The sequence below is a fragment of the Mangrovibacterium lignilyticum genome, from assembly GCF_010882175.1.
Lineage (GTDB): Bacteria > Bacteroidota > Bacteroidia > Bacteroidales > Prolixibacteraceae > Mangrovibacterium > Mangrovibacterium lignilyticum.
Genome location: NZ_WKLH01000001.1, coordinates 1,797,982 through 1,818,524 on the forward strand (window position 1 = coordinate 1,797,982; position 20,543 = coordinate 1,818,524).

Genomic DNA, 20,543 nt, shown 5'->3' on the forward strand with positions numbered 1-20,543 from the left:
TCGGAATCCACAATTTGAACATGTAATGTTGAAATTAACAGGCAGACTTTAGCAAAATCGCAACAAATGTTTAATCAATCTGATTCCAGTTTGCTATAAACTGTTATTTAAAATGATTCTAGACTTAACCAACAGTTAACATTTCTTTCATTATAAGTAAGTTATTTTGTTTGACCTATTAACCCGGAACCATTCTTAACCTACCGTTAACTGTTTATGCACTGTTGATAAAAACCTATGTTCTAAACGAGTTTTTGATTTTCAATTTTTTTAACTTGAAAGTACATTTCATTACACGAAAACTTACACTTACACTATCATAAAAATAGAAAACTCTCTATGTTTTATTTTAAGCTTACAACAAACACTATCAACATGAAAAATTTATTTCGGATTGTGATGTGCCTAAGTTTTTTCATGGCACTGTTTAGCTACAAGGGCTATTCACAGCTTACGACCTCTGCAATCAGGGGGCAAGTAACAACAACGACCAACGAGACTTTACCTGGAGCCTCGGTCGTTATGGTTCACGAACCTACCGGTTCTCAATATGGAACCACTACGAATGAATCGGGCACTTACAACCTGGCGAACCTGAACCCGGGAGGCCCTTACACCTTAACCGTTTCTTTTGTTGGGTACAACAAATACGAGAAAAAAGAGATCTTTCTGACGCTTGGACAAACCTTGCAAATTAATGCTACAATTAGCGAGAATACTTCAGAGTTAGAAGAGGTTTTAGTCATTGCAAATACCAGCGGAGTGTTCGACGGTAACACAACCGGTTCAAAAACAACTGTTTCTGCGGAACGAATTGAAGCGATGCCTACAGTTACCAGAGGAATTAGTGACATTGCCCGCTTGACTCCTCAAGCAAAAATCAACGCCGATGGAGGAATCGAAATTGCAGGACAAAACAGCCGCTACAACTCATTCACGATCGATGGTGCTGTTCAAAACGACGTCTTCGGCTTGGCAAGCAATGGTACAAACGGCGGACAAATAGGTGTTAACCCAATGAGCATGGACATTATTGACCAGTTAACTATTTCCTTGTCGCCCTATGATGTCACTCAAAGTGGATTTGCCGGTGCCGGTATTAATGCCGTAACCAAAAGCGGTACCAATCAATTCAAAGGATCTGTCTTCGACTATTTCCGCAATGAAAAGCTTGCAGGTAAAACGCCTACAGACAACCCTTATATTGAACGTGAAAGATTGGATAAATTCACTTCAAACACGACTGGGTTCACCTTGGGTGGTCCAATCATCAAGAACAAAGTCTTCTTCTTTGTAAGTGGGGAACTCCAGCGTGATAAAACGCCTAAACCATACGATTTTGCGGACTATGGAGGAACAGCAACCCGTGCAGAGGTTGATGCTTTAAAAACAAAGTTGATCAACGATTATGGTTACGATCCAGGCACTTACGAAAAAACCGAAGAAAGTCTTGACGCGGAAAAAGTGTTTGCAAAAATTGACTGGAACATCAGCCGAAATCACAAATTATCTGTTCGCCATCAATACTCTAATGGTAAAAGCTTAAGCCCGAGCACCTCTAGCTCTAGCCGTATTTACTTTTCGAATTCTGGTATTGACTTCACCTCAAAAACAAACGCGACTACAGCGGAATTGAAAAGTCTTTTTAGTAATAAGTTTGCCAATAAGCTGATGATCGGTTATACTAATGTGGACGATAACCGTGATCCTATGGGGGACCCGTTTCCATACCTGTATCTGCGTAGTGAAGCAATTTACCTGGGAAGCGAACAATATTCTACTGCAAACCGGTTGAAACAAAAAGTATGGACGTTCACCGACGACTTCAATATTTATTCGGGTAACCATAACTTCACCTTGGGTATGCATCACGAATATTACGACATGTTCAATGTTTTTATTCGGCAGAATTACGGTTCTTATTCATACGACGACTTAGCAACCTTTATGAACAACGGAAATGCTTATCAGTATGACCGCAGTTTCTCGAATGTTGATAATATTGCAGGCGATAACACTGCCGCTGCCGCTGCATTTAAGTTCTTACAGTTGGGATTCTATGCACAAGACAGCTACCAGGTTACCGATAAACTGAACCTGACATACGGTATCCGAGTTGACATCCCAATTTTTACGGAAGACCCAATGGAAAACACGGACTTCAACAACAACGTGATCCCATACCTGGAAAACACTTACAGGGCAGATTTCGCTGGTGCAAAAACGGGGCAAATGCCTGATGCAAAGCCGTTATTTTCGCCCCGGGTTGGATTCAACTATGATATTAATGGAGACAAGACCCTCCAACTTCGAGGTGGTGTCGGTCTGTTCACCAGTCGTATTCCATTTGTATGGCCAGGAGGATCGTACAACAACAACGGTATGATGATTGGCGGTATGAGACTAAGAAGCAGCAGCGGAGATGTTATTCCTTTTAACGGTGACTGGCAAGATCAACCATCGGTAACCGGAGCTCCTTCGGGACAAATCGACTTGTTCGCGAAAGATTTCAAAATGCCACAGGTGCTGAGAACAAACCTTGCACTGGACAAGAAATTCGAAAACGGAATAATCGCAACAGTTGACGTCACTTACACCAAAAACGTAAACAACGTCATCTACGACAACCTACTGGTACAAGAAACAGGCAATAGCCTTACAGGTACAGGCGACAATCGTGCTATCTGGGAAGACGTTTCAGGCGATGTAAACAGTAACAGCGGCGCAACAGGTAGCTATACCGGTATCTATCTGGGCGATAATACCAGCAAAGGACACAGTTTCAACATCATGGCACAAGCCGAAAAAGATTTTGCAAACGGCCTTTACACATCTATCGCATATAACTACGGAGTAGCAAAATCGCTGAACGACGGCCAATCATCACAAAACAGCTCACAATGGCGCGTACCAAACACCTATGGACGTAACGACCTTACTTTAGGCTATTCTGCATACGACTTAGGCCACCGTATTATGGCGAACGTTTCATACAAATGGGAATACAGTCAATTTGCCAATACAACCTTTACTATCTTCTACAACGGACAATCAGGGAGCCGTTTTTCATACGGATATGACAATGGTTCAACTGACGGCCCAATCGGTGATAATGTTGACGGCCGCGACATGACCTTGGTCTATGTGCCGGAAAACCAAAATGACATTATTTTAGTTGACGATGAAGATTATGGCACAGCTGCTGAGCAATGGGCAAGTCTAAACAGCTTCATTGAAGGCAATGACTACCTGAGTGATCGCCGTGGTAAATTCGTCGAAAAAAATGGCGACCGCATGCCATTCGAACATACAATCGACCTGAAAATCATGCAGGAGTTCAAATTTAAGGTATCTCCTACGCGCGAAAACAAAATCCAGGTTGGACTGGATATCTTCAACTTCACAAATATGCTGAACAAAAAATGGGGTAGAACTTACTATTCAATTGGAGACTATGGCAACTATCCATTACTGGAATTTGCCGGCTACCAAAACGGTACAACCCCTACTTACATTTATACAAATACCAGAGGAGAGGATACCTGGGGGATCGACGACGCAGGCCTTCAGAGCTCTCGTTGGCAAGCCCAGTTAACGCTGCGCTATATTTTCTAAAAAGATTCCAAATCGATATAAAAACCCTCTTCGGCGAAGCTGAAGAGGGTTTTTTAATTAAGTGCTATAATAATACGAATTTGTGACAACTGCTCTACTCCATTCTTGCTATTTTGCAGCTGGTCTTCTGAACCAAATCGTTTAGTAATACAAAAAAGCTTTCATGAAAAATTTTCCAGTTCCTGTCATTTTACTTTTACTTCTTGCTTTGCAATCATGTGTCAGCAAATATGAGCATGTTCCTTTCGAGGAAATGAATCCACAGCCCTGGGTCGATCCGAATATTGTACAAATCAATAAAGAAGCTCCCCGTGCATCTTTCATCCCTTTTGCCAATGCAGCGGAAGCCAGACAGGACAGTTTGTGGTCGTCGCCATTTGTACAGAGTTTAAACGGAAGTTGGAAATTTCATTTGGCTCACAATCTGAAGGAACGTCCCTACTGGTTTTTTAAAGATGACTACGACGTTCGGGATTGGGATGAAATCCAGGTTCCCTCCAACTGGGAGATGCTGGGATACGATTACCCGATTTATGTCAGCGCCGGATATGGTTTCAAGGTCGATCCTCCCTATATTCAGGAAGATTACAATCCGGTTGGTTCCTACAAACGAACTTTCAACATTTCGTCTGACTGGGACGCCAAAGAAGTTTTCCTGCACATCGGTGCAGCAAGCTCCAATGTCATGATTTGGGTGAACGAACAATTTGTCGGCTACAGCGAGGACAGTAAAACACCCGCTGAATTCAATCTTTCTTCTTACCTCAAAAAAGGCAAAAACACTTTGGCTATTGAAATTCACCGGTGGAGCGATGCGAGCTACCTCGAAGATCAGGATTTCTGGCGCATGAGTGGCATCACCCGCGACATCTATCTTTTAGCCCGTGAAAAACAACATATCCGCGATTACCGGGTGACATCAACCCTGGATGAAAACTATAAAAACGGCTTGTTATCTGTTCAGACCGAAGTTGTCAACTCAGGAGAAGGCACAACACCGCTGTACCTGACAGCTGAACTTTTCGATGGCAAAACACTGTTAAAGTCAATGGATGCACCAGTCACTTTCGCCGATCACAAAGCGACTATTAACTTCAGCGAGTCGGTTGAGAACATTCGACATTGGAGTGCCGAATTGCCCAATCTTTATACTTTAATATTGAGTCTTGAAAAAGAAAATGGCTCTCCGGTGGAAGTCATTTCGCAGCAAGTCGGCTTCCGCACCGTCGAAATTAAAAACGCGCAGTTGATGGTCAACGGCAAACCCATCTACGTCAAAGGCGTCAATCTGCACGAACACAACGATGTAACCGGCCACGTCATTGACGAGGCGACTATGCGGAAAGACATTGAGCTGATGAAGACACACAACATCAACACAGTGCGTACCTCTCACTACCCACAACCAGAACTGTGGTACAAACTCTGCAACCAATACGGTTTGTACCTGATCGATGAAGCGAATATTGAATCGCATGGAATGGGCTACGGAGATGAGTCGCTGGCGAAAGACAGTCTCTGGGCTAAAGGCCATTTATACCGCACCAAAAACATGTTCGAACGGGATAAAAACCAGCCGTCCATTATCATTTGGTCGTTAGGAAACGAAGCCGGAAACGGCATTAATTTCATGCAAACCTACAAATACCTGAAGGCAATCGACTCAACACGTCCGGTGCAATACGAACAAGCGCACGGCGGCGAAAACACAGACATTTACTGTCCGATGTACGCCACGATGGAGCGGATGGAAAAATACACCAAAGAAGACGGTAGCAAACCTTTGATTCAGTGTGAATACGCACATGCCATGGGCAACAGCCTCGGAAATTTTCAGGATTACTGGGATTTGATGGAAAGCTACGACATTATGCAAGGTGGCTGTATTTGGGACTGGGTGGACCAAGGCATCCGACAGGTAAACGAAGAAGGGCAAACCTACTGGGCATACGGTGGCGACTTTGGCCCCGACACGGTTCCCTCTTCAGGCAATTTCTGCCTCAACGGGATCGTTAACCCGGACCGTAGTATCAAACCTCAGTTGCTGGAGGTGAAAAAAGTGTACCAAAACATTGGCTTCAAAGCCGTGAATCTCACTAGTGGAATCGTTGACATTCAAAACAAATATGTCTTCACAAACCTGAATCAATTTGCAATTAGCTGGTCGCTCCTGGCTGATGGAAAGATCGTAAAAACCGGCAAACTGGAGGACGTTAATGTTAGCCCCGGAGAAATCAAGCGAATAAAATTAGATGTGTCGGTTGATCCGGAGCCCGGCGTGGAGTACTTTGTAAACTTTTCAGCAAAAACAAAAACCAAACAGGGACTGGTTCCTGCTGAAACAGTACTGGCTACCGAACAATTCAAGCTACCCGTATCAAAAGCAGCTATGACTATTCCCAAAAGCGAAATACCACCGGTTGTCGCCAGCGAAACCAACCAGGCAATTGTTATCAGCGGACAGGACTTTGCAGTAACATTCAACAAAGAAACCGGACGACTGCAAAGCTTGAGAACCGGCGAAACAGAATTGCTGCAAGAAGGACCCGTCGCGAATTTCTGGCGTGCTCCAAATGACAATGACTTTGGGAATAACATGCCAAAACGCAGCCATATTTGGAGAAAAGCAGGACAGGAAGGCAAACTCGTCTCCGTAAAGCTGGACAATTCAGCTAAAACGCAGGTAAAAGTGACGGCGAACTACGACCTGATGAACGAAGATCAGACCGCTAAAATAGCTGACTACACTTCGACCTACACCATTTACGGCACGAGCGACATTGACATTCACAACAACTTTAAAATGACCAACGACACCCTGCCTGAAATTCCTTTGATCGGGATGAACCTTATCATGCCAAGATCATTCAGCCAAATGAGCTGGTTTGGCCGCGGACCGCAAGAAAATTACCAGGATCGGAAAACTTCTGCCTCCGTCGGCTTGTATTCCGGTACAGTAGCCGACCAGTATTGGGCCTACATCCGCCCACAGGAGAACGGCAATAAAACCGATGTTCGTTGGGCAAGTCTAACCAATGCCGACGGGACGGGACTCCTGTTTATCGGAGAGCCGCTGTTCGAGATCAGCGCCCATCACAGTCTGATGGAAGATTTTGAATCGCTCACCCGCACCGATGGCGAGCAACCGGCCGATGAAAATCCAACAAACCGCCACACGACCGACGTTAAAGACAGAGACTTAACCTCGGTCAACATCAACTACAAACAAATGGGCGTTGGCGGCGATAACAGCTGGGGAGCCTGGACTCACCCGCAATATCGTTTGACGAAGAAAGCGTATGAATATGCCTTCCGGATTCGACCAATACAAGCCGCTGATGTTCCGGCAAGCTTCGCCAAAAGCAAGATTAAATAGAAAATTAACTTTCGAAGAAAAGGTCCCAAATCTAAAAGAATTCGGGGCCTTTCTTTTTACCAACACGCAGGTTCGTCACAATTTGAAGACCTTGAAAAAGAAAACATTTAGGACGGTTATGTGTTTTTTTAATTGGAATTCGTAATTTTGCGCCCACATTTTTCAGCAAAGGAAACAAGCACATGGAAAGAGAACAGGTACAAATCATGTTAGAACAAAACGGCCACATTGTTGAACCAATTGATCCAACCGTCAAATTGGTTGAAGAAATCAACCGTTTGAAGAAGGAGAAAAACGCTGTCATCCTAAGCCATTACTATGTTGATGCCGACTTGCAGGACATCGCTGATTATGTTGGCGATAGTTTGCAGTTAGCTCAGGAAGCCGAGAAGACGGAGGCCGACATGATTGTGTTTGTTGGGGTTCATTTCATGGCCGAAACAGCCAAAATTATCAATCCATCCAAAAAAGTGATCCTTCCTGACCTAAAAGCGGGTTGCTCGCTTGCCGACTCAGCCCCGATTGATAAGTTCAAGGAATTTAAAGCCAAATATCCCGACCACAAGGTCATCTCATACATTAACTGTACGGCCGACTTAAAAACAGAGACCGATGTGGTTTGTACCTCATCGAATGCTGTAAAAATCGTCAACAGTTTTCCTGAAGATGCTAAGTTGATCTTCGCTCCCGACAAAAACCTGGGAAACTACCTCAATAGCATTACCGGACGCGATATGGTACTTTGGGACGGTGCCTGCATGGTACACGAGCAATATTCAGTCGAAAAAATCATCGACTTGATGGAACAACACAAAGACGCCGATTTCATTGCTCACCCCGAATGCGAAAAACCGGTACTTTTGCTGGCCAAACACATTGGTTCAACATCATCGTTATTGCAATATGTGCAGGATAGCCCGGCTAATAAGTTCATTGTAGCGACTGAGAGCGGTATTTTGCACCAAATGAAGAAAGCTTGCCCCAATAAAATCTTTATTCCGGCGCCTTCAAACGATTCAACTTGTGCCTGTAACGATTGTTCATACATGAAGCTGAACAACTTACAGAAACTGTACATCTGCATGAAACACGAACAACCTGAAATACAGCTCCCTGCAGATATTATCGAAGAAGCGCAGAAACCAATTAAACGTATGTTGGAAATCTCGAAATAAGAGATAAATTCCTCTCCTTTTTGTGTTCACTTGCCCATTCTGACTCTAAACGAGCTTGTAAAGCGATGGGTTACAAAGGGTTTTGAACAGCAATTTGTTAATTAGTTTTTTTGCGAACGGTCCAAGACCCTTTCCCGATTTCGTAACTTCGTAATAACAGAAAATTTTGCGATTATGCCGTACAGAAGGTTACCGAACACAGATCAGGCCAGGATGCGAGCAATAGAAGCTGCGTTGGAAAAAGGGAAACGTGTGCCTATGAAAGACCTGGCTTTTAGCTACCTGAGCTTAGAAAAACTTCAGGCCATTTACCCGCGTCTTTCCGGGTCGATCCGCCAGTTGAATTCCGCCAAACAAAACCAGTTTGATAAATCCCGCGAATACGGGGAAATCTTTAAGAAAGCCAAATTATATTTAAGCCACTTTGTTCAGGTAATGACCTTCGCAATCATCCGCGAAGAGATGAAGCCTGACATCCGTGCTTTTTACGGGCTCGAAGTTAATTCGCAACGCCTGCCTGCCCTCAACCTCGAAAAAGATGTGTTGGAATGGGGGGAACGGATTATTAAAGGGGAACAGCAGCGCTGCATGAAAGGTGGCAGTCCGATTTACAGTCCGTCGATCGCGCTGGTCAAAGTACACTTCGAATCATTTATCGAAGCTTACCGCCATCAAAAAATGCTTCAGAATATCACCAACCGGGCATCGGAACAAATGAACCAGGTGCGCGATGAAGCCGACAAGCTCATTCAGGAAGTCTGGAATGAAGTCGAAGAACGATTCAACGTATTTTCAGAAGATGTGAAACGTGAAAAGGCCACCGATTACGGCGTCACCTACGTGTATCGTCCCGCAGAATTAAAGAAAATGGAGGCTGATAAACTGCAAACCAATTTGTTTTAACCACGTTCAGCCGACACAAAAAAGAAGCCGTTGAAGAGATTTGGAAACATTTATTTTCAGCGGCATATCATTTCCAGCCGTTTGCAGGTTGAACGGTAAACCGCCGTTAAGCCACTAGCTCATCCGGTTCGTCTAAGCCGGCAACAGTTGCCACCCGGTGCTTTTTCATCAAAAGAACCAAGCTGACGGTCACAATCAAACTAACAATTGCAAGCGGCCAATAGTAAGCAATTCCGGCAGTAAAGTCGGGATCAATCACCTTCTCCAGTTCACTGTCGCCGTTCGATCCCGAGTACAGGGCAAACACGCCAAGTGCATTATTCAGAAAGTGAGCGGTTACCGGAATCCAGATCGATCCGCTGTAAACCAGAAAATAACCGAACAAAGCCCCCAGAAGCATTCGCGGAACGAAACCAAAGAACTGCATATGCAGCGCACTAAACAGGAAAGCCGAGATCCAGATGCCCCAGTGGTAATTGCGGGTCATCTTGGTAAATATCTGTTGAATCACGCCGCGAAACAGGAACTCCTCGCCTAAAGACGGTATAACCGCAATCATGAACAGGTTGAACAACAAACCACCGGAACCCTGCACTTCAATAAACTTCTGAATGGTTACCTCCGCCTGATTTTCCATGGCCCGCATCCAGCTTTCAACCCCGCCCAACCAATCAGGCAAACTCATCTCCTGGTTCAGAAAACCAACGACCGAAACAAAAGGCGTAACAACCACCAAAGCCAGCAGCGCCAGCAATAATAGGTAGCCTTTGACGGGGCCTTTCATCGAAAGGTAGACTTTATAATCGGCAGCGTACAACCACCCAATAACAAACGGGGGCAACACGAACATCCCAACCGATTGCGTGGTTTGCAGGTATTTCAACACAAGAATATGCTCCGGGTTATTGAGATCGGCGGCCGAAAGCGTGCCGATTAAACTATCGAAACCAAAAATGGGAATACCAATCAAAATCGATACAACCAGGGTCGCAAGTACACAAACCAAAACAACAAACAGAGCCATAAAAAACTGGGACACAGAGCCCATTCCGCGGAAAGCTGTAAAAGACATGCTGAGGAATTTTATTTTGATCTCAAAGATAAAGAAAGCGGGATTAAAATGGCTTTTTCAGGTCGAAAAGGCAACATCGTGGCAACAAGCAGCGGGAATGGAAGACTTTCCTACAACCTCAAAACAAAAAAACGATGCTTCATGATTCGTATGAAGCACCGTTTCAAGCGTGTATTTTCGGCAAGCAATTAGTTCCGCGACTTACTTGCTTTCTTTTCCTTCTTTTCAAGTCGCTTCTCTTTCAACGACTTTGTTGCTTCCTTTTTCTCGCTTTTCTTGGCATCATGTGCTTTTGTCATCGCTTCTATTTTTAAGTTCTACACTAAAAATTAAACCCAAATAATCTGATGAAAATTACGGCATTTTTTAATGCGTTGTTACTTGTCGGCCATTCTTTCAACGAAAAATTTTTCAGCACTGCTCTGATCCGGTCCTTTTAAAAAGACCGAGTCCTTGTTCTCCCTTATTTTATCTGCTTTCTATCAATGCCATAAACTGCTATCTTTGTACCGAAACAAAAGCAAAGAAAACGTGAAGATTGGATCGATTGAATTGGAAGGGACGCCGTTATTTCTGGCTCCGATGGAAGATGTGACTTACAAGTCGTTTCGCCACATTTGCAAACAAAATGGGGTCGATGTGATGTACACTGAATTTGTATCCTCCGAAGCATTAATCCGCGATGTAGAGAAGACCAAAATGAAGATGGAAATCACCGACGAAGACCGGCCCATTGCCATTCAGATATATGGTTACGATGTTGAATCGATGGCCAGTGCAGCCCGTGCTGCCGAAGCCATGGGCCCCGATTTTATCGATATCAACTTTGGCTGTCCGATGAAAAAAATCGTGAAGAAAGGTGCCTGTTCTGCCCTGCTGCAAGATCTGCCCAAGATGCAGCAAATGGCTGCTGAAGTGGTAAAAAACGTTTCGTTGCCGGTTACCGCGAAAACCCGCCTGGGATGGGACGAGAACTCGAAAGTCATTCTCGAAGCGACCGAACGCTTGCAGGATGTTGGCATTTCAGCTCTGGCCATTCACGGACGAACACGCAGCCAGTTATACACCGGCGAAGCAGACTGGACCATGATCGGCGAAGTAAAGAACAGTTCACATATCCACATCCCGATTATTGGCAACGGCGATATTAACGGCCCAGAAAAGGCCGCCGAGCTTCTCAAAATAAGCGGGGTCGACGGGCTAATGATCGGACGGGGAGCCATTGGCCGCCCATGGATTTTTAACGAGATCAAACATTACCTGAAAACCGGCGAGCTTCTTCCCCCGCCGAGTGTCACGGAAATCATTCAGCAAATAAAAAATCAATTACAGGTAACCAGCGAATGGAGAGGCAACGAAGTCAGCGCGATCCTGATGATGCGCCGCCACTTTGCTCGCTATTTTCCGGGTGTACCGAACTTCCGCTATCACCGTATAAAGATGTTACAAGCAGCAAATCGAAATGATTTGGATGAAATTATGCAGGAAATCGTTGAACTCTACGGCGATTTACGGGTTGATTATACAAACATGAGTCTTAAATGACCAATTTGGGATACAAGAAATATTTTTCTGAAAGCTCTTTTAAAGAGAAAGTTCAGACAATGGCCAAACAGGCAGGTGCAAAAGTGATCTATGCCGCATTTTTGCTCTACTACCTGATGAAGGACCCGCTTGTACCCACCAAAGTCAAAATTACCATCGCAGCCGCTTTAGGCTATTTTATTCTTCCAACCGATGCGATTCCGGATATTGCACCGCTGGTAGGCTTCAGCGACGATTTGGGCGTGCTCGTTTTTGTTTTGAACCAAATCAGCGACTACATCACACCCGAAACCAAGATCAAAGCCATTCAGCAACTGCAGCGTCTGTTCAAAAGTCTGAAGAAAGAAGACATTCACGATCTGGAACACAAAGTTTTTTGATTCAGAAGATTTGCCGAAGAAGTAATTTATTGGCAACTTAAAGCCTGTTTTCGGTTCGACCGTTTAACAACAAACATTTACACTTATTAAACATTCTGTCTTTTCGCCGGAAACAATGTGGCATTGTTTTTGGGTCTGTATAGCAGATCATTGATGGAGCCCATGAAAAAAGTTGCCGTGATCGTGTTCTTTACCATAACAGGATGGCTGATTAGCAGCCAGAGTAGCAGCGCGCAGGTGGTCGTGGAGAAAAAGCCCAGCCCCCCGGAACAATATATGATTCCGCCACCCAAGCCGGCAATGGGTTACGTGCTCATTCCCGGACATTGGATATGGTCGCGCCAGCATAAAATGTATGTTTGGGTTGTTCCCGGATGGGTACCACCAAAAGAAGACCACGAATGGAGCCCCGGCTATTGGAAAGAAGTGCCGAGAGGATGGAAATGGGTACCCGGACACTGGGACAGAATTGATAAAAAAAGATGGTTCTAGAAGTAAGTTGTTCAAACTTACCAGAAACCGAATAACGATAGTTGATTGATTGAAGAGAGGAATATTGAAAGAGAGACCTTTCAGTTACCATATTTCCAAAAATTAATCAATGCTTGTTTGTTTCAAATGTTTAATTGATGGAGAAGGCCGGACTTAGTTCGGCCTTCTTTTTTACCTTTACCCCACCGAAACAAACAACAATGGATTTCCTGCTCTCAGACCTTAGTTGGTATCAAATAACTCTGTTAGCCCTATGTGCCATGCTTAGCGGCATGTCAAAGGTTGGGGTTCCCGGTGTCTCCATGATCGTGGTTCCCATCCTGGCAATCATCTTCGGAGGCAAGCAATCAACCGGTGTCTTGCTCCCTATCCTGATGATGGCTGATTTGTTTGGCGTGCTCTATTACCGCCGCCATGCGCAATGGTCGTATGTGTTGAAGATTGTTCCTTGGGCCTTTATTGGCATCGGGCTTGCCCTTTGGGTCGGCGAAGTGGTCAACGACGAGCAATTCAAAAACATTATTGCCATTCTGGTTTTCCTGTGCATTGGCTTGATGCTTTGGCAGGACCGAAAAAGAGGAAAACAATTTTTTCCCGACCGTTGGTGGTTTGCAGCAAGCATGGGTATATTGGGAGGCTTTGCCACCATGATTGGCAATGTAGCCGGACCCATTTTTGCCATTTACCTGTTGGCGATGCACTTGCCAAAAAACAGTTTCATCGGCACGTCCGCCTGGTTCTTTCTCATAGTCAACTACTGTAAATTCCCTTTGCATATTTTCATTTGGAAAACCATCAGCTGGCAGTCACTCGCCCTTGACTTCTGCACCCTCCCGGCAATTGCATTAGGTGCTTTTTTAGGTATTAAGCTCGTCAAAGTCCTGCCCGAAAAAATCTACCGGACTGCGGTGATTGTCCTTACAGCGTTGTCTGCCTTTTTGTTGTTGGTGTAAGAATCAGTGGCGAACTTGCGGCTCACATTAAAAATCGGTTCAGAGACCTGCACAGTCGCTAATCAAGAGCCATTTTTTGCTACTTTTGTGGTTCATGATTGACCAAGCCACGATAGATCGAATTATTGATGCTGCCGAGATTTCAGAGGTAGTCGGCGAATTTGTTACCCTCAAACGCCGTGGGGTAAACATGCTCGGAAACTGCCCTTTCCACAACGAGAAAACCCCATCATTTACGGTGTCGCCGGCCAAGGGTATTTTCAAGTGTTTTGGTTGCGGCAAAGGAGGCAACGCGGTCAATTTCATCATGGAGCACGAAACACTTTCGTATCCTGAGGCATTGAAATGGCTGGCCAAAAAATACCACATCGACGTTAAGGAGGAAGAAGAAAGCCCGGAACAAATTAAACAGAAGGACGATCGCGAGAGCATGATGATCGTTTCGGCCTGGGCTCAAAAATATTTCACCCGCTACCTGCATCACGAAGATGAAGGCCGTACTATTGGTCTGAGTTATTTGCGTGAACGTAGCATCCGCGACGAGATTATCCAAAAATTCGAGCTAGGCTTTTGCCCCGACGGGAAAGACAGCTTCACCCAAAGTGCCCAAAAGCAGGGTTACAAAATGGAATACCTGGAGCGAACCGGCTTAACCATTAAACGGGACGATTGGGTTCGCGACCGTTTTGCAGGTCGGGTCATGTTTCCCATCCACAACATAGCCGGTCGGGTCATTGCTTTTGGCGGGCGAACGCTGAAAAGTGATAAAAACACGGCTAAATACCTCAACTCTCCCGAGTCGGATATTTACCACAAAAGCCGTGTGCTTTACGGTATCTACCAGGCAAAGCGCGAAATAACCCGGCACGACAAGTGTTATTTAGTGGAAGGTTACACCGATGTACTTTCGTTGCACCAGGCCGGCATTGAGAATGTTGTAGCTTCATCGGGAACTGCCCTCACGCACGACCAGATCAGGCTGATCAAGCGCTTCACCCCGAATATCACCATTCTTTACGATGGCGATGCCGCCGGTATCAAAGCGTCATTGCGGGGAATCGATCTTGTGCTGGAAGAAGGCGTCAACGTCAAAGTGCTTCTGCTTCCCGAAGGTGAAGATCCGGATTCCTTCGCACGTTCCATGAGCTCAAGCCAGCTAACAGCTTATATTGAAGAGAACGAAACCGACTTCATTCGTTTTAAAACCAAGCTGCTCATGAAAAGCGCAGCCAATGATCCAATTGAAAAATCCCGGCTGGTCAACGATATCGTCCGCTCAATAGCGATCGTTCCGGATGCCATTACCCGGTCCATCTACATTCAGGATTGCAGCCGTCTCATGGATGTTCGCGAGGAAGTTTTGTACACACAAGTGCGCAAAATCATCCAAAAACAAACGGAAGATCTTCGCAACAAGGGCTATCGTGATAACAATTACCGGCCGCAATTTGAACCGCAGTCAGAACCTAATTTCGCATTGGATGCGACGCCGGGCAGACCTGCCGAAGCTCCCAAACCCAAGTACACCTGCGAGATTGAGGAGCGGGAGATTATCCGTATTTTGCTGAAATACTTCAACGAAGAGGTTTTTGAGGAAGAAGATGAAAATGGTGAAAAATTTACGTTCAGCGTTGGGCAATTTGTCCTGGAAGAAATTGAAAACGACGGCCTAAGCTCTGACAATGAACTAATAAACAGGGTACTTGCCTTGTTTGCCGATAACCTTGAAAATCCCGATTTTAAACCAACATCCTATTTTATTCACCACAGCGACCCTCATATCAGCCACCTGGCAACCGACTTACTGGCCGACAAATACATTGAAAGCAAACGCTGGAAAAAAGGTGGTGCTTTTGTAGAAGAGGAGCATGAGATTCTGGACTTGATTGTTCCCAAGATCGTTCAGGAATACAAATTGAGTAAAGTACGTCATATGTTACGCGCACTCGAAACTCAGATCCAAACTGCCGGTAAAAATGCAAATTGGGAAGCCCTCATGGAATTACAAAATCAATATATCAACCTGAAGAAAGTTGCCAAATACCTGAGCGAACAACTAGGTAACCGAACAGTATTTTAAACCATCAACCCCAAACGATGAGAACACATTTTATAGAAGACCGAAAAGAAATTGACGAAGTTATCCGCGCATGCAAAACATGCTACGTCGCGATGAGCGATGACGGAATGCCTTATATCCTGCCGATGAACTTTGGTTACGATGGCACCACAGTTATCCTTCACTCAGCGCAACATGGACGCATGTGGGAAACCATTCAAAAGAACCCTAAAATATGTATTAACTGGACGCTTGGCGAAGAACTGGCCTGGCAGGACGTGCAGGTAGGATGCAGTTACCGCGTGAAATCCAAATCAGTTTTGGTTGAAGGTACCGTTGAATTCGTTGAAGATTTTGATGAGAAAGTTACCTGCCTGAAAGAAACCATGTGCCAATACAGCGATCGTGAATTCAAATTCAGCAAACCATCAGTCGTCAATGTCGGAATCATGAAAGTTCATATTGACAAGATTGTTGGGAAAGAATTCGGCGCCAAAGCGGTCACTCCCTGGAAGACCAACAAGGATTAAGCAGTTCACAGGACTTGAAACGCTCATCCATTGTGCTGAAATTTGAACAAGATCATTATTTTTGTCTGAGAACCATCAATAAAGCGCATTCATGAATCTCCGTGGAAACAGCATATTTTTCCAACAAAATCAATTTTGTCCGCTTACTAAACGAGAAGGAGGTAAACGATGATTTTCATAACAGGAGGAACAGGTCTGGTCGGATCACATGTGCTTTTCAACCTGCTGCAGTCAGGGCAACAAGTGAAAGCGCTTAAACGTCACAGTAGCAACCTGAAACTGGTATTAAAAGTATTCTCGTACTATTCCGATCAGGCGGAAGAACTCTTTCAGCAAATAGAATGGGTCGAAGGAGATATTCTGAACTACCACAGCATGGAAGAGTCGTTAGCCGGCGTAACCGATGTATATCATTGCGCCGCCATGGTGTCGTTTCACCCGAACGATAGCGACAGCATACTCAACAGTAATGTGAAGGGAACAGCGAACCTGATCGATGCAGCCATTTACAACAAGGTAAAACGCTTTTGCCATGTCAGTTCAATTGCTGCTTTAGGAAAAACGCAGGATGGGACCGAAATTGATGAAGAAACTTACTGGACGCCTTCGAAACAAAAATCGACCTACAGCCTAAGTAAGTTTTTCTCGGAAATGGAAGTTTGGCGAGGCATTGAAGAAGGACTGGATGCCGTTATTGTAAACCCTTCAATCATTCTGGGACCGGGAAACTGGGACATTGGAAGCCCGAAACTATTTCAATCAATCTGGAAAGGACTGAAATACTACACCAAAGGAGAAACCGGATTTGTAGACGTTCGGGACGTTACAACAGCCATGACCCGACTAATGGATCCGGACGTTTTTAACGACCACAAAAATCAGCGGTTTATTTTGAATGCCGGCAATCTGGGCTACCAGGAATTTTTCAATCGAATTGCAGATGCCCTGCAACGTCCGCGGCCGAAAACCTACGCGTCGGATCTCATTTTACAACTTGCCTGGAGATCGGCGCGCTTAGCCAGCTTTTTCTCCGGGAAACGCCCTGTTATTACGAAAGATGCGGTATCCGGGACCAACCGGATTTCCCACTACAACGGTAGTAAAATTAGCAACAGCATTGGCTTCCAATACCGCAGCCTCGATTCAACCATTCAGGATATTGCCCAACTTTTCCTAAAAGATGTTGAATCGCTGACTCCCACTGCCAAAACCAAAAAAGTCTGACTCAACAGCACAAAAAAGGGAGCTTCAAAATGAAACTCCCTCTAACTATCTTAACTAAATTCGATTACTTATCCAATTCTTTCCACGCTAACGCGCTGGCACCAACAATCGCGGCATCACCAGGCTTCAGCTCTGAAGGAAGAATTTTGATTTTATTCTTAAAGATCGGCAACAAGTGAGCTTCCATACTCGCTAAAGTTGGCTTGAAGATGTAATCTCCCGCAGCAGTTGGCCCGCCAAACAGGAAGATTGCTTCCGGACTCAGATGGTGAACGGTATCAGCCAACCCTTGGCCCAACCATTTTCCGGTTTGCTCAAACACTTCCAGAGCTACCTTATCACCTTTTTCTGCCGCATCATAAATCATTTTAGAGTTGAGATCTTTAAATGATTTGTCTGCCAACAAACTGTCTCCGGCATTCTCACGAGCCATAATCTCAAAGGCAGTCCGTTTCATACCAGGTGCCGAACAATAAGCTTCCAGGTGACCTCTTGCACCGCATCCGCAGGCACGTCCGCCCGGGATCAAGGTGGTATGACCACACTCACCGGCAAAACCATCGTGACCATATACCAGGTCACCATTCACTACAACACCGCTTCCAACACCTGTTCCCAACGTGTACATCACGAAGTTTTTAATGTTTTTGGCACCTCCATAGATCATCTCACCAATAGCGGCAGCATTGGCATCGTTAGTTAAAGCAACAGCTTGAAGATCAGGAAATTTCTCGCGCAATAAGGAAACGAAGTGAATCACACCTTTAAACGACAGGTTTGGCGCGTACTCAATGGTTCCGTTGTAATAGTTTCCATTAGGAGCACCAACCCCGATCCCCAAAATTTCAATTTCAGGATTGACTACTTTAACTGATTTAATAAGTGCTTTGATGGCATTAGCAAGATCTGTAATATACTGATCGATATCTCCGTGGGAAGGAGTTTCAATATTATCTTTTACCAATACATTTCCGATAGCATCCACAATTCCGATGGCAGTGTTTGTTCCACCAACATCAACTCCGACAGTGGCTTTCCTATTCATTTTTATACAAGATTTAGTGGTTTAAGTAAAAAAAAAATAACGATTCTAAAATCGGCTTGTAAAGATAACAAAATGGGGCAAGCAGAAAAGAAGACGACCGATCATGTTTAGTAAATCGGTCCAATTTTTATGATTTTTAACGAATACAGCAAGCAGAGTTTAAATTCATTCTTTAAACTACTCTTTATCACTGCCATTACCCATAAAAGGAGAATGAATCTTCCTCCCTCCAAAATCGTACCGCGAACTCATATAGCTGATAATTTCATTGGCCGACGACTCCACCGGTTTGTTCGTGACCGGAATCACTGTAAACCTTCCTTTGAGAAAAACCAGGTTGGCGAAGCGGATTTCCTCGTTTATCTTTTGCTCATCCACGTAGCTGGTATTTTCCGTATTCTTAAAGTTGCGCAACCGCTTTACCCGGTGTGACAACAGCTGCCCTTTACTGATCTGCAAGCCGAAAACCCGACCGGGATCAATTTGGAATAACTCTTCGGGTGGCTGTATGCCTGGTACTAACGGAACGTTGGCTACTTTCCATCCATACAAGGCCAGGTAAACGCTCAACGGCGTTTTTCCCGAACGCGACAGTCCGCACAAAACAATTTCAGCCTCACTCAATCGCTGAGGACTCAACCCATCATCATGATCCAGGGTAAACTCAATGGCATCTATGCGTTCGAAATACTGCTGTTTGATCTCCCTAAAAAGCCCCGGCATCTGCAAGGAAGGTATTTCCAGCTTCTCGTCCAGATACTCCGCCAAAGGCCCCATAAAATCAATCTGTGGCACACCATGCTCAGCGGCGAGCTCAATCAGGCGACGCCGCATACTATGCTGAACCATCGTATGGGTGATCAAGCCGCCATCTTCCTTCGCTTTCAGAACCGTATCTAAGATCTGACTTTCGTCGACAACATGTGGCACCAAGATGACTGCTACATTGTTATTGGGGTACTGAATCAGCATGGATTGCACCATATTATTTCCGGCAAGTCCTTTCCCTCCCGAAACAACATAGATGGGGGAAGGTCGATTGGAGTTATCTTTAGTAGTCATAAATTGGTTTTTCCTTTTATGCTAAAATACATACTTCTATCCACTTTACCTTTTTGTTATTGAACATGAACTTCTATCTTTGATTACCGACAAATTAATCCGTTGAACCATGATTTACACTGCAAAATCCGATCGTTACGATAGCATGCCCTACAAACGCTGCGGACGATCCGGCATTAAACTTTCTGCCTTTTCTCTGGGCCTCTGGCATAACTTCGGTGGTGTTGACGTTTTTGAGAACGGACGCGCCATGATTCACCGTGCCTTCGATTTGGGGATTACACACTTCGACTTAGCCAATAATTACGGACCGCCTCCCGGATCGGCTGAAGAAACGTTCGGTAAAATATTGAAACAGGATCTTTCGGCCTATCGCGATGAACTGATCATATCGACCAAAGCAGGTTATTTGATGTGGCCCGGCCCCTATGGCGAATGGGGAAGCCGCAAATACATGTTATCGAGTCTCGACCAAAGTTTAAAACGCATGGGACTGGAATATGTCGATATTTTCTATCACCACCGTCCGGATCCTGATACCCCGTTGGAGGAAAGTATGATGGCGCTCGATCATGCTGTTCGGCAAGGGAAAGCTTTATACGCCGGTATTTCGAACTACCCGGCCGATAAAGCCCGTGAAGCAGCAAAAATATTGCGCGAACTGGGAACTCCCTGTTTAATTCATCAACCCAAATACAGCATGTTTGAGCGTTGGGTTGAAGGTGGACTGCTGGATGTTCTGGAGGAAGAAGGAATCGGGTGTATTCCGTTCTCCCCATTGGCACAAGGCTTGTTAACGAACAAATACCTGCACGGAATTCCGGAAGGTTCACGAGCGTCGAAATCATGGGGCTTCCTGAAACCACACATGGTTGAACCTGCTTTGGCAAAAGTTAAAAAATTGAATAAACTGGCGGGGCAACGTGAACAAACCCTGGCACAAATGGCCTTAGCCTGGTTACTGAAAGACCCTCGGGTAACTTCAGTTCTGATCGGTGCAAGCTCGGTGAAACAACTGGAAGACAATGTAGCTGCGATCAACAACCTTGAGTTTACGGGCGACGAGCTCCGGACGATTGAAGACATTCTAAAAGACTAATCACTCACACAAC

The 20,543-nt window shown here is 45.0% G+C and carries 15 protein-coding genes; 12 read left to right on the forward strand and 3 right to left on the reverse strand.

The genetic code is table 11. The features are described 5' to 3' along the window. Positions 1 to 375: 375 nt before the first annotated feature. The 4 genes from GJV22_RS07190 to GJV22_RS07205 all read left to right on the forward strand — a co-directional run bounded on the left by GJV22_RS07190 (position 376) and on the right by GJV22_RS07205 (position 9,069). Positions 376 to 3,615 (forward strand): TonB-dependent receptor, encoded by a 3,240-nt coding sequence (locus GJV22_RS07190; protein WP_163710770.1) that lies wholly within the window; start codon positions 376 to 378, stop codon positions 3,613 to 3,615. 163 nt (positions 3,616 to 3,778) lie between these two features. Continuing rightward, positions 3,779 to 6,991 carry a glycoside hydrolase family 2 TIM barrel-domain containing protein gene (locus GJV22_RS07195; RefSeq protein WP_163710773.1) on the forward strand — a complete coding sequence of 1,071 codons (3,213 nt, stop codon included), beginning with the start codon at positions 3,779 to 3,781 and terminating at the stop codon, positions 6,989 to 6,991. 182 nt (positions 6,992 to 7,173) lie between these two features. Further along, positions 7,174 to 8,166 carry a quinolinate synthase NadA gene (gene nadA / locus GJV22_RS07200; RefSeq protein WP_163710776.1) on the forward strand — a complete coding sequence of 331 codons (993 nt, stop codon included), beginning with the start codon at positions 7,174 to 7,176 and terminating at the stop codon, positions 8,164 to 8,166. Between the two features lie 213 nt (positions 8,167 to 8,379). Next, on the forward strand, positions 8,380 to 9,069 hold the full coding sequence (locus tag GJV22_RS07205) for a hypothetical protein (RefSeq protein WP_163710778.1): 690 nt from the start codon (positions 8,380 to 8,382) through the stop codon (positions 9,067 to 9,069). Between the two features lie 106 nt (positions 9,070 to 9,175). Here GJV22_RS07205 and GJV22_RS07210 read toward each other — a convergent pair whose 3' ends face one another. Then, positions 9,176 to 10,141 (reverse strand): CPBP family intramembrane glutamic endopeptidase, encoded by a 966-nt coding sequence (locus GJV22_RS07210; RefSeq protein ID WP_163710781.1) that lies wholly within the window; start codon positions 10,139 to 10,141, stop codon positions 9,176 to 9,178. 504 nt (positions 10,142 to 10,645) lie between these two features. Here GJV22_RS07210 and dusB point away from each other — a divergent pair. The 7 genes from dusB (at position 10,646) to GJV22_RS07245 (ending at position 17,324) form a co-directional block, all read left to right on the forward strand. Beyond that, complete coding sequence (dusB, locus tag GJV22_RS07215; protein WP_238480294.1) at positions 10,646 to 11,686, forward strand: tRNA dihydrouridine synthase DusB; 1,041 nt, start codon at positions 10,646 to 10,648, stop codon at positions 11,684 to 11,686. Beyond that, positions 11,683 to 12,066: a YkvA family protein gene (locus GJV22_RS07220; RefSeq protein ID WP_163710784.1), complete on the forward strand. Its 384-nt coding sequence runs from the start codon at positions 11,683 to 11,685 to the stop codon at positions 12,064 to 12,066. The genes dusB and GJV22_RS07220 overlap by 4 nt, the downstream gene beginning before the upstream one ends. A 162-nt stretch (positions 12,067 to 12,228) precedes the next feature. Further along, on the forward strand, positions 12,229 to 12,558 hold the full coding sequence (locus GJV22_RS07225) for a YXWGXW repeat-containing protein (protein WP_163710787.1): 330 nt from the start codon (positions 12,229 to 12,231) through the stop codon (positions 12,556 to 12,558). Between the two features lie 137 nt (positions 12,559 to 12,695). Continuing rightward, a complete protein-coding gene (locus tag GJV22_RS07230) occupies positions 12,696 to 13,511 on the forward strand; it encodes a sulfite exporter TauE/SafE family protein (protein WP_205461762.1) in 816 nt (271 codons plus the stop codon). A 94-nt stretch (positions 13,512 to 13,605) separates the two neighbouring features. Beyond that, positions 13,606 to 15,591 carry a DNA primase gene (dnaG, locus tag GJV22_RS07235; RefSeq protein ID WP_163710791.1) on the forward strand — a complete coding sequence of 662 codons (1,986 nt, stop codon included), beginning with the start codon at positions 13,606 to 13,608 and terminating at the stop codon, positions 15,589 to 15,591. Between the two features lie 17 nt (positions 15,592 to 15,608). After that, entirely contained in the window at positions 15,609 to 16,100 is a 492-nt protein-coding gene (locus tag GJV22_RS07240; RefSeq protein ID WP_163710794.1) for a pyridoxamine 5'-phosphate oxidase family protein, read from the forward strand. A gap of 168 nt (positions 16,101 to 16,268) precedes the next feature. Continuing rightward, positions 16,269 to 17,324 carry an NAD-dependent epimerase/dehydratase family protein gene (locus tag GJV22_RS07245; protein WP_163710797.1) on the forward strand — a complete coding sequence of 352 codons (1,056 nt, stop codon included), beginning with the start codon at positions 16,269 to 16,271 and terminating at the stop codon, positions 17,322 to 17,324. Positions 17,325 to 17,388: 64 nt separating this feature from the next. Here GJV22_RS07245 and GJV22_RS07250 read toward each other — a convergent pair whose 3' ends face one another. Next, on the reverse strand, positions 17,389 to 18,369 hold the full coding sequence (locus GJV22_RS07250; RefSeq protein WP_163710800.1) for an ROK family protein: 981 nt from the start codon (positions 18,367 to 18,369) through the stop codon (positions 17,389 to 17,391). Positions 18,370 to 18,546: 177 nt separating this feature from the next. After that, the gene (locus GJV22_RS07255; protein WP_163710803.1) at positions 18,547 to 19,431 is read right to left on the reverse strand and encodes a pyruvate, water dikinase regulatory protein; all 885 of its coding nucleotides are present in this window, start codon (positions 19,429 to 19,431) and stop codon (positions 18,547 to 18,549) included. Between the two features lie 109 nt (positions 19,432 to 19,540). On the opposite strand from GJV22_RS07255, the gene mgrA reads away from it, so the two are divergent. Then, positions 19,541 to 20,530 (forward strand): L-glyceraldehyde 3-phosphate reductase, encoded by a 990-nt coding sequence (gene mgrA, locus GJV22_RS07260; RefSeq protein WP_163710806.1) that lies wholly within the window; start codon positions 19,541 to 19,543, stop codon positions 20,528 to 20,530. The last annotated feature ends 13 nt before the right edge of the window (positions 20,531 to 20,543 follow it).

Coding starts and splice junctions, on each gene's coding strand:
- GJV22_RS07210 (WP_163710781.1), bottom strand. CDS start 10,141: ATGTCTTTTACAGCTTTCCGCGGAATGGGCTCTGTGTCCCAGTTTTTT.
- GJV22_RS07195 (WP_163710773.1), top strand. CDS start 3,779: ATGAAAAATTTTCCAGTTCCTGTCATTTTACTTTTACTTCTTGCTTTG.
- GJV22_RS07255 (WP_163710803.1), bottom strand. CDS start 19,431: ATGACTACTAAAGATAACTCCAATCGACCTTCCCCCATCTATGTTGTT.
- nadA (WP_163710776.1), top strand. CDS start 7,174: ATGGAAAGAGAACAGGTACAAATCATGTTAGAACAAAACGGCCACATT.
- dnaG (WP_163710791.1), top strand. CDS start 13,606: ATGATTGACCAAGCCACGATAGATCGAATTATTGATGCTGCCGAGATT.
- GJV22_RS07205 (WP_163710778.1), top strand. CDS start 8,380: ATGCGAGCAATAGAAGCTGCGTTGGAAAAAGGGAAACGTGTGCCTATG.
- GJV22_RS07220 (WP_163710784.1), top strand. CDS start 11,683: ATGACCAATTTGGGATACAAGAAATATTTTTCTGAAAGCTCTTTTAAA.
- GJV22_RS07245 (WP_163710797.1), top strand. CDS start 16,269: ATGATTTTCATAACAGGAGGAACAGGTCTGGTCGGATCACATGTGCTT.
- GJV22_RS07250 (WP_163710800.1), bottom strand. CDS start 18,369: ATGAATAGGAAAGCCACTGTCGGAGTTGATGTTGGTGGAACAAACACT.
- mgrA (WP_163710806.1), top strand. CDS start 19,541: ATGATTTACACTGCAAAATCCGATCGTTACGATAGCATGCCCTACAAA.
- GJV22_RS07225 (WP_163710787.1), top strand. CDS start 12,229: ATGAAAAAAGTTGCCGTGATCGTGTTCTTTACCATAACAGGATGGCTG.
- GJV22_RS07240 (WP_163710794.1), top strand. CDS start 15,609: ATGAGAACACATTTTATAGAAGACCGAAAAGAAATTGACGAAGTTATC.
- GJV22_RS07190 (WP_163710770.1), top strand. CDS start 376: ATGAAAAATTTATTTCGGATTGTGATGTGCCTAAGTTTTTTCATGGCA.
- GJV22_RS07230 (WP_205461762.1), top strand. CDS start 12,696: ATGGAGAAGGCCGGACTTAGTTCGGCCTTCTTTTTTACCTTTACCCCA.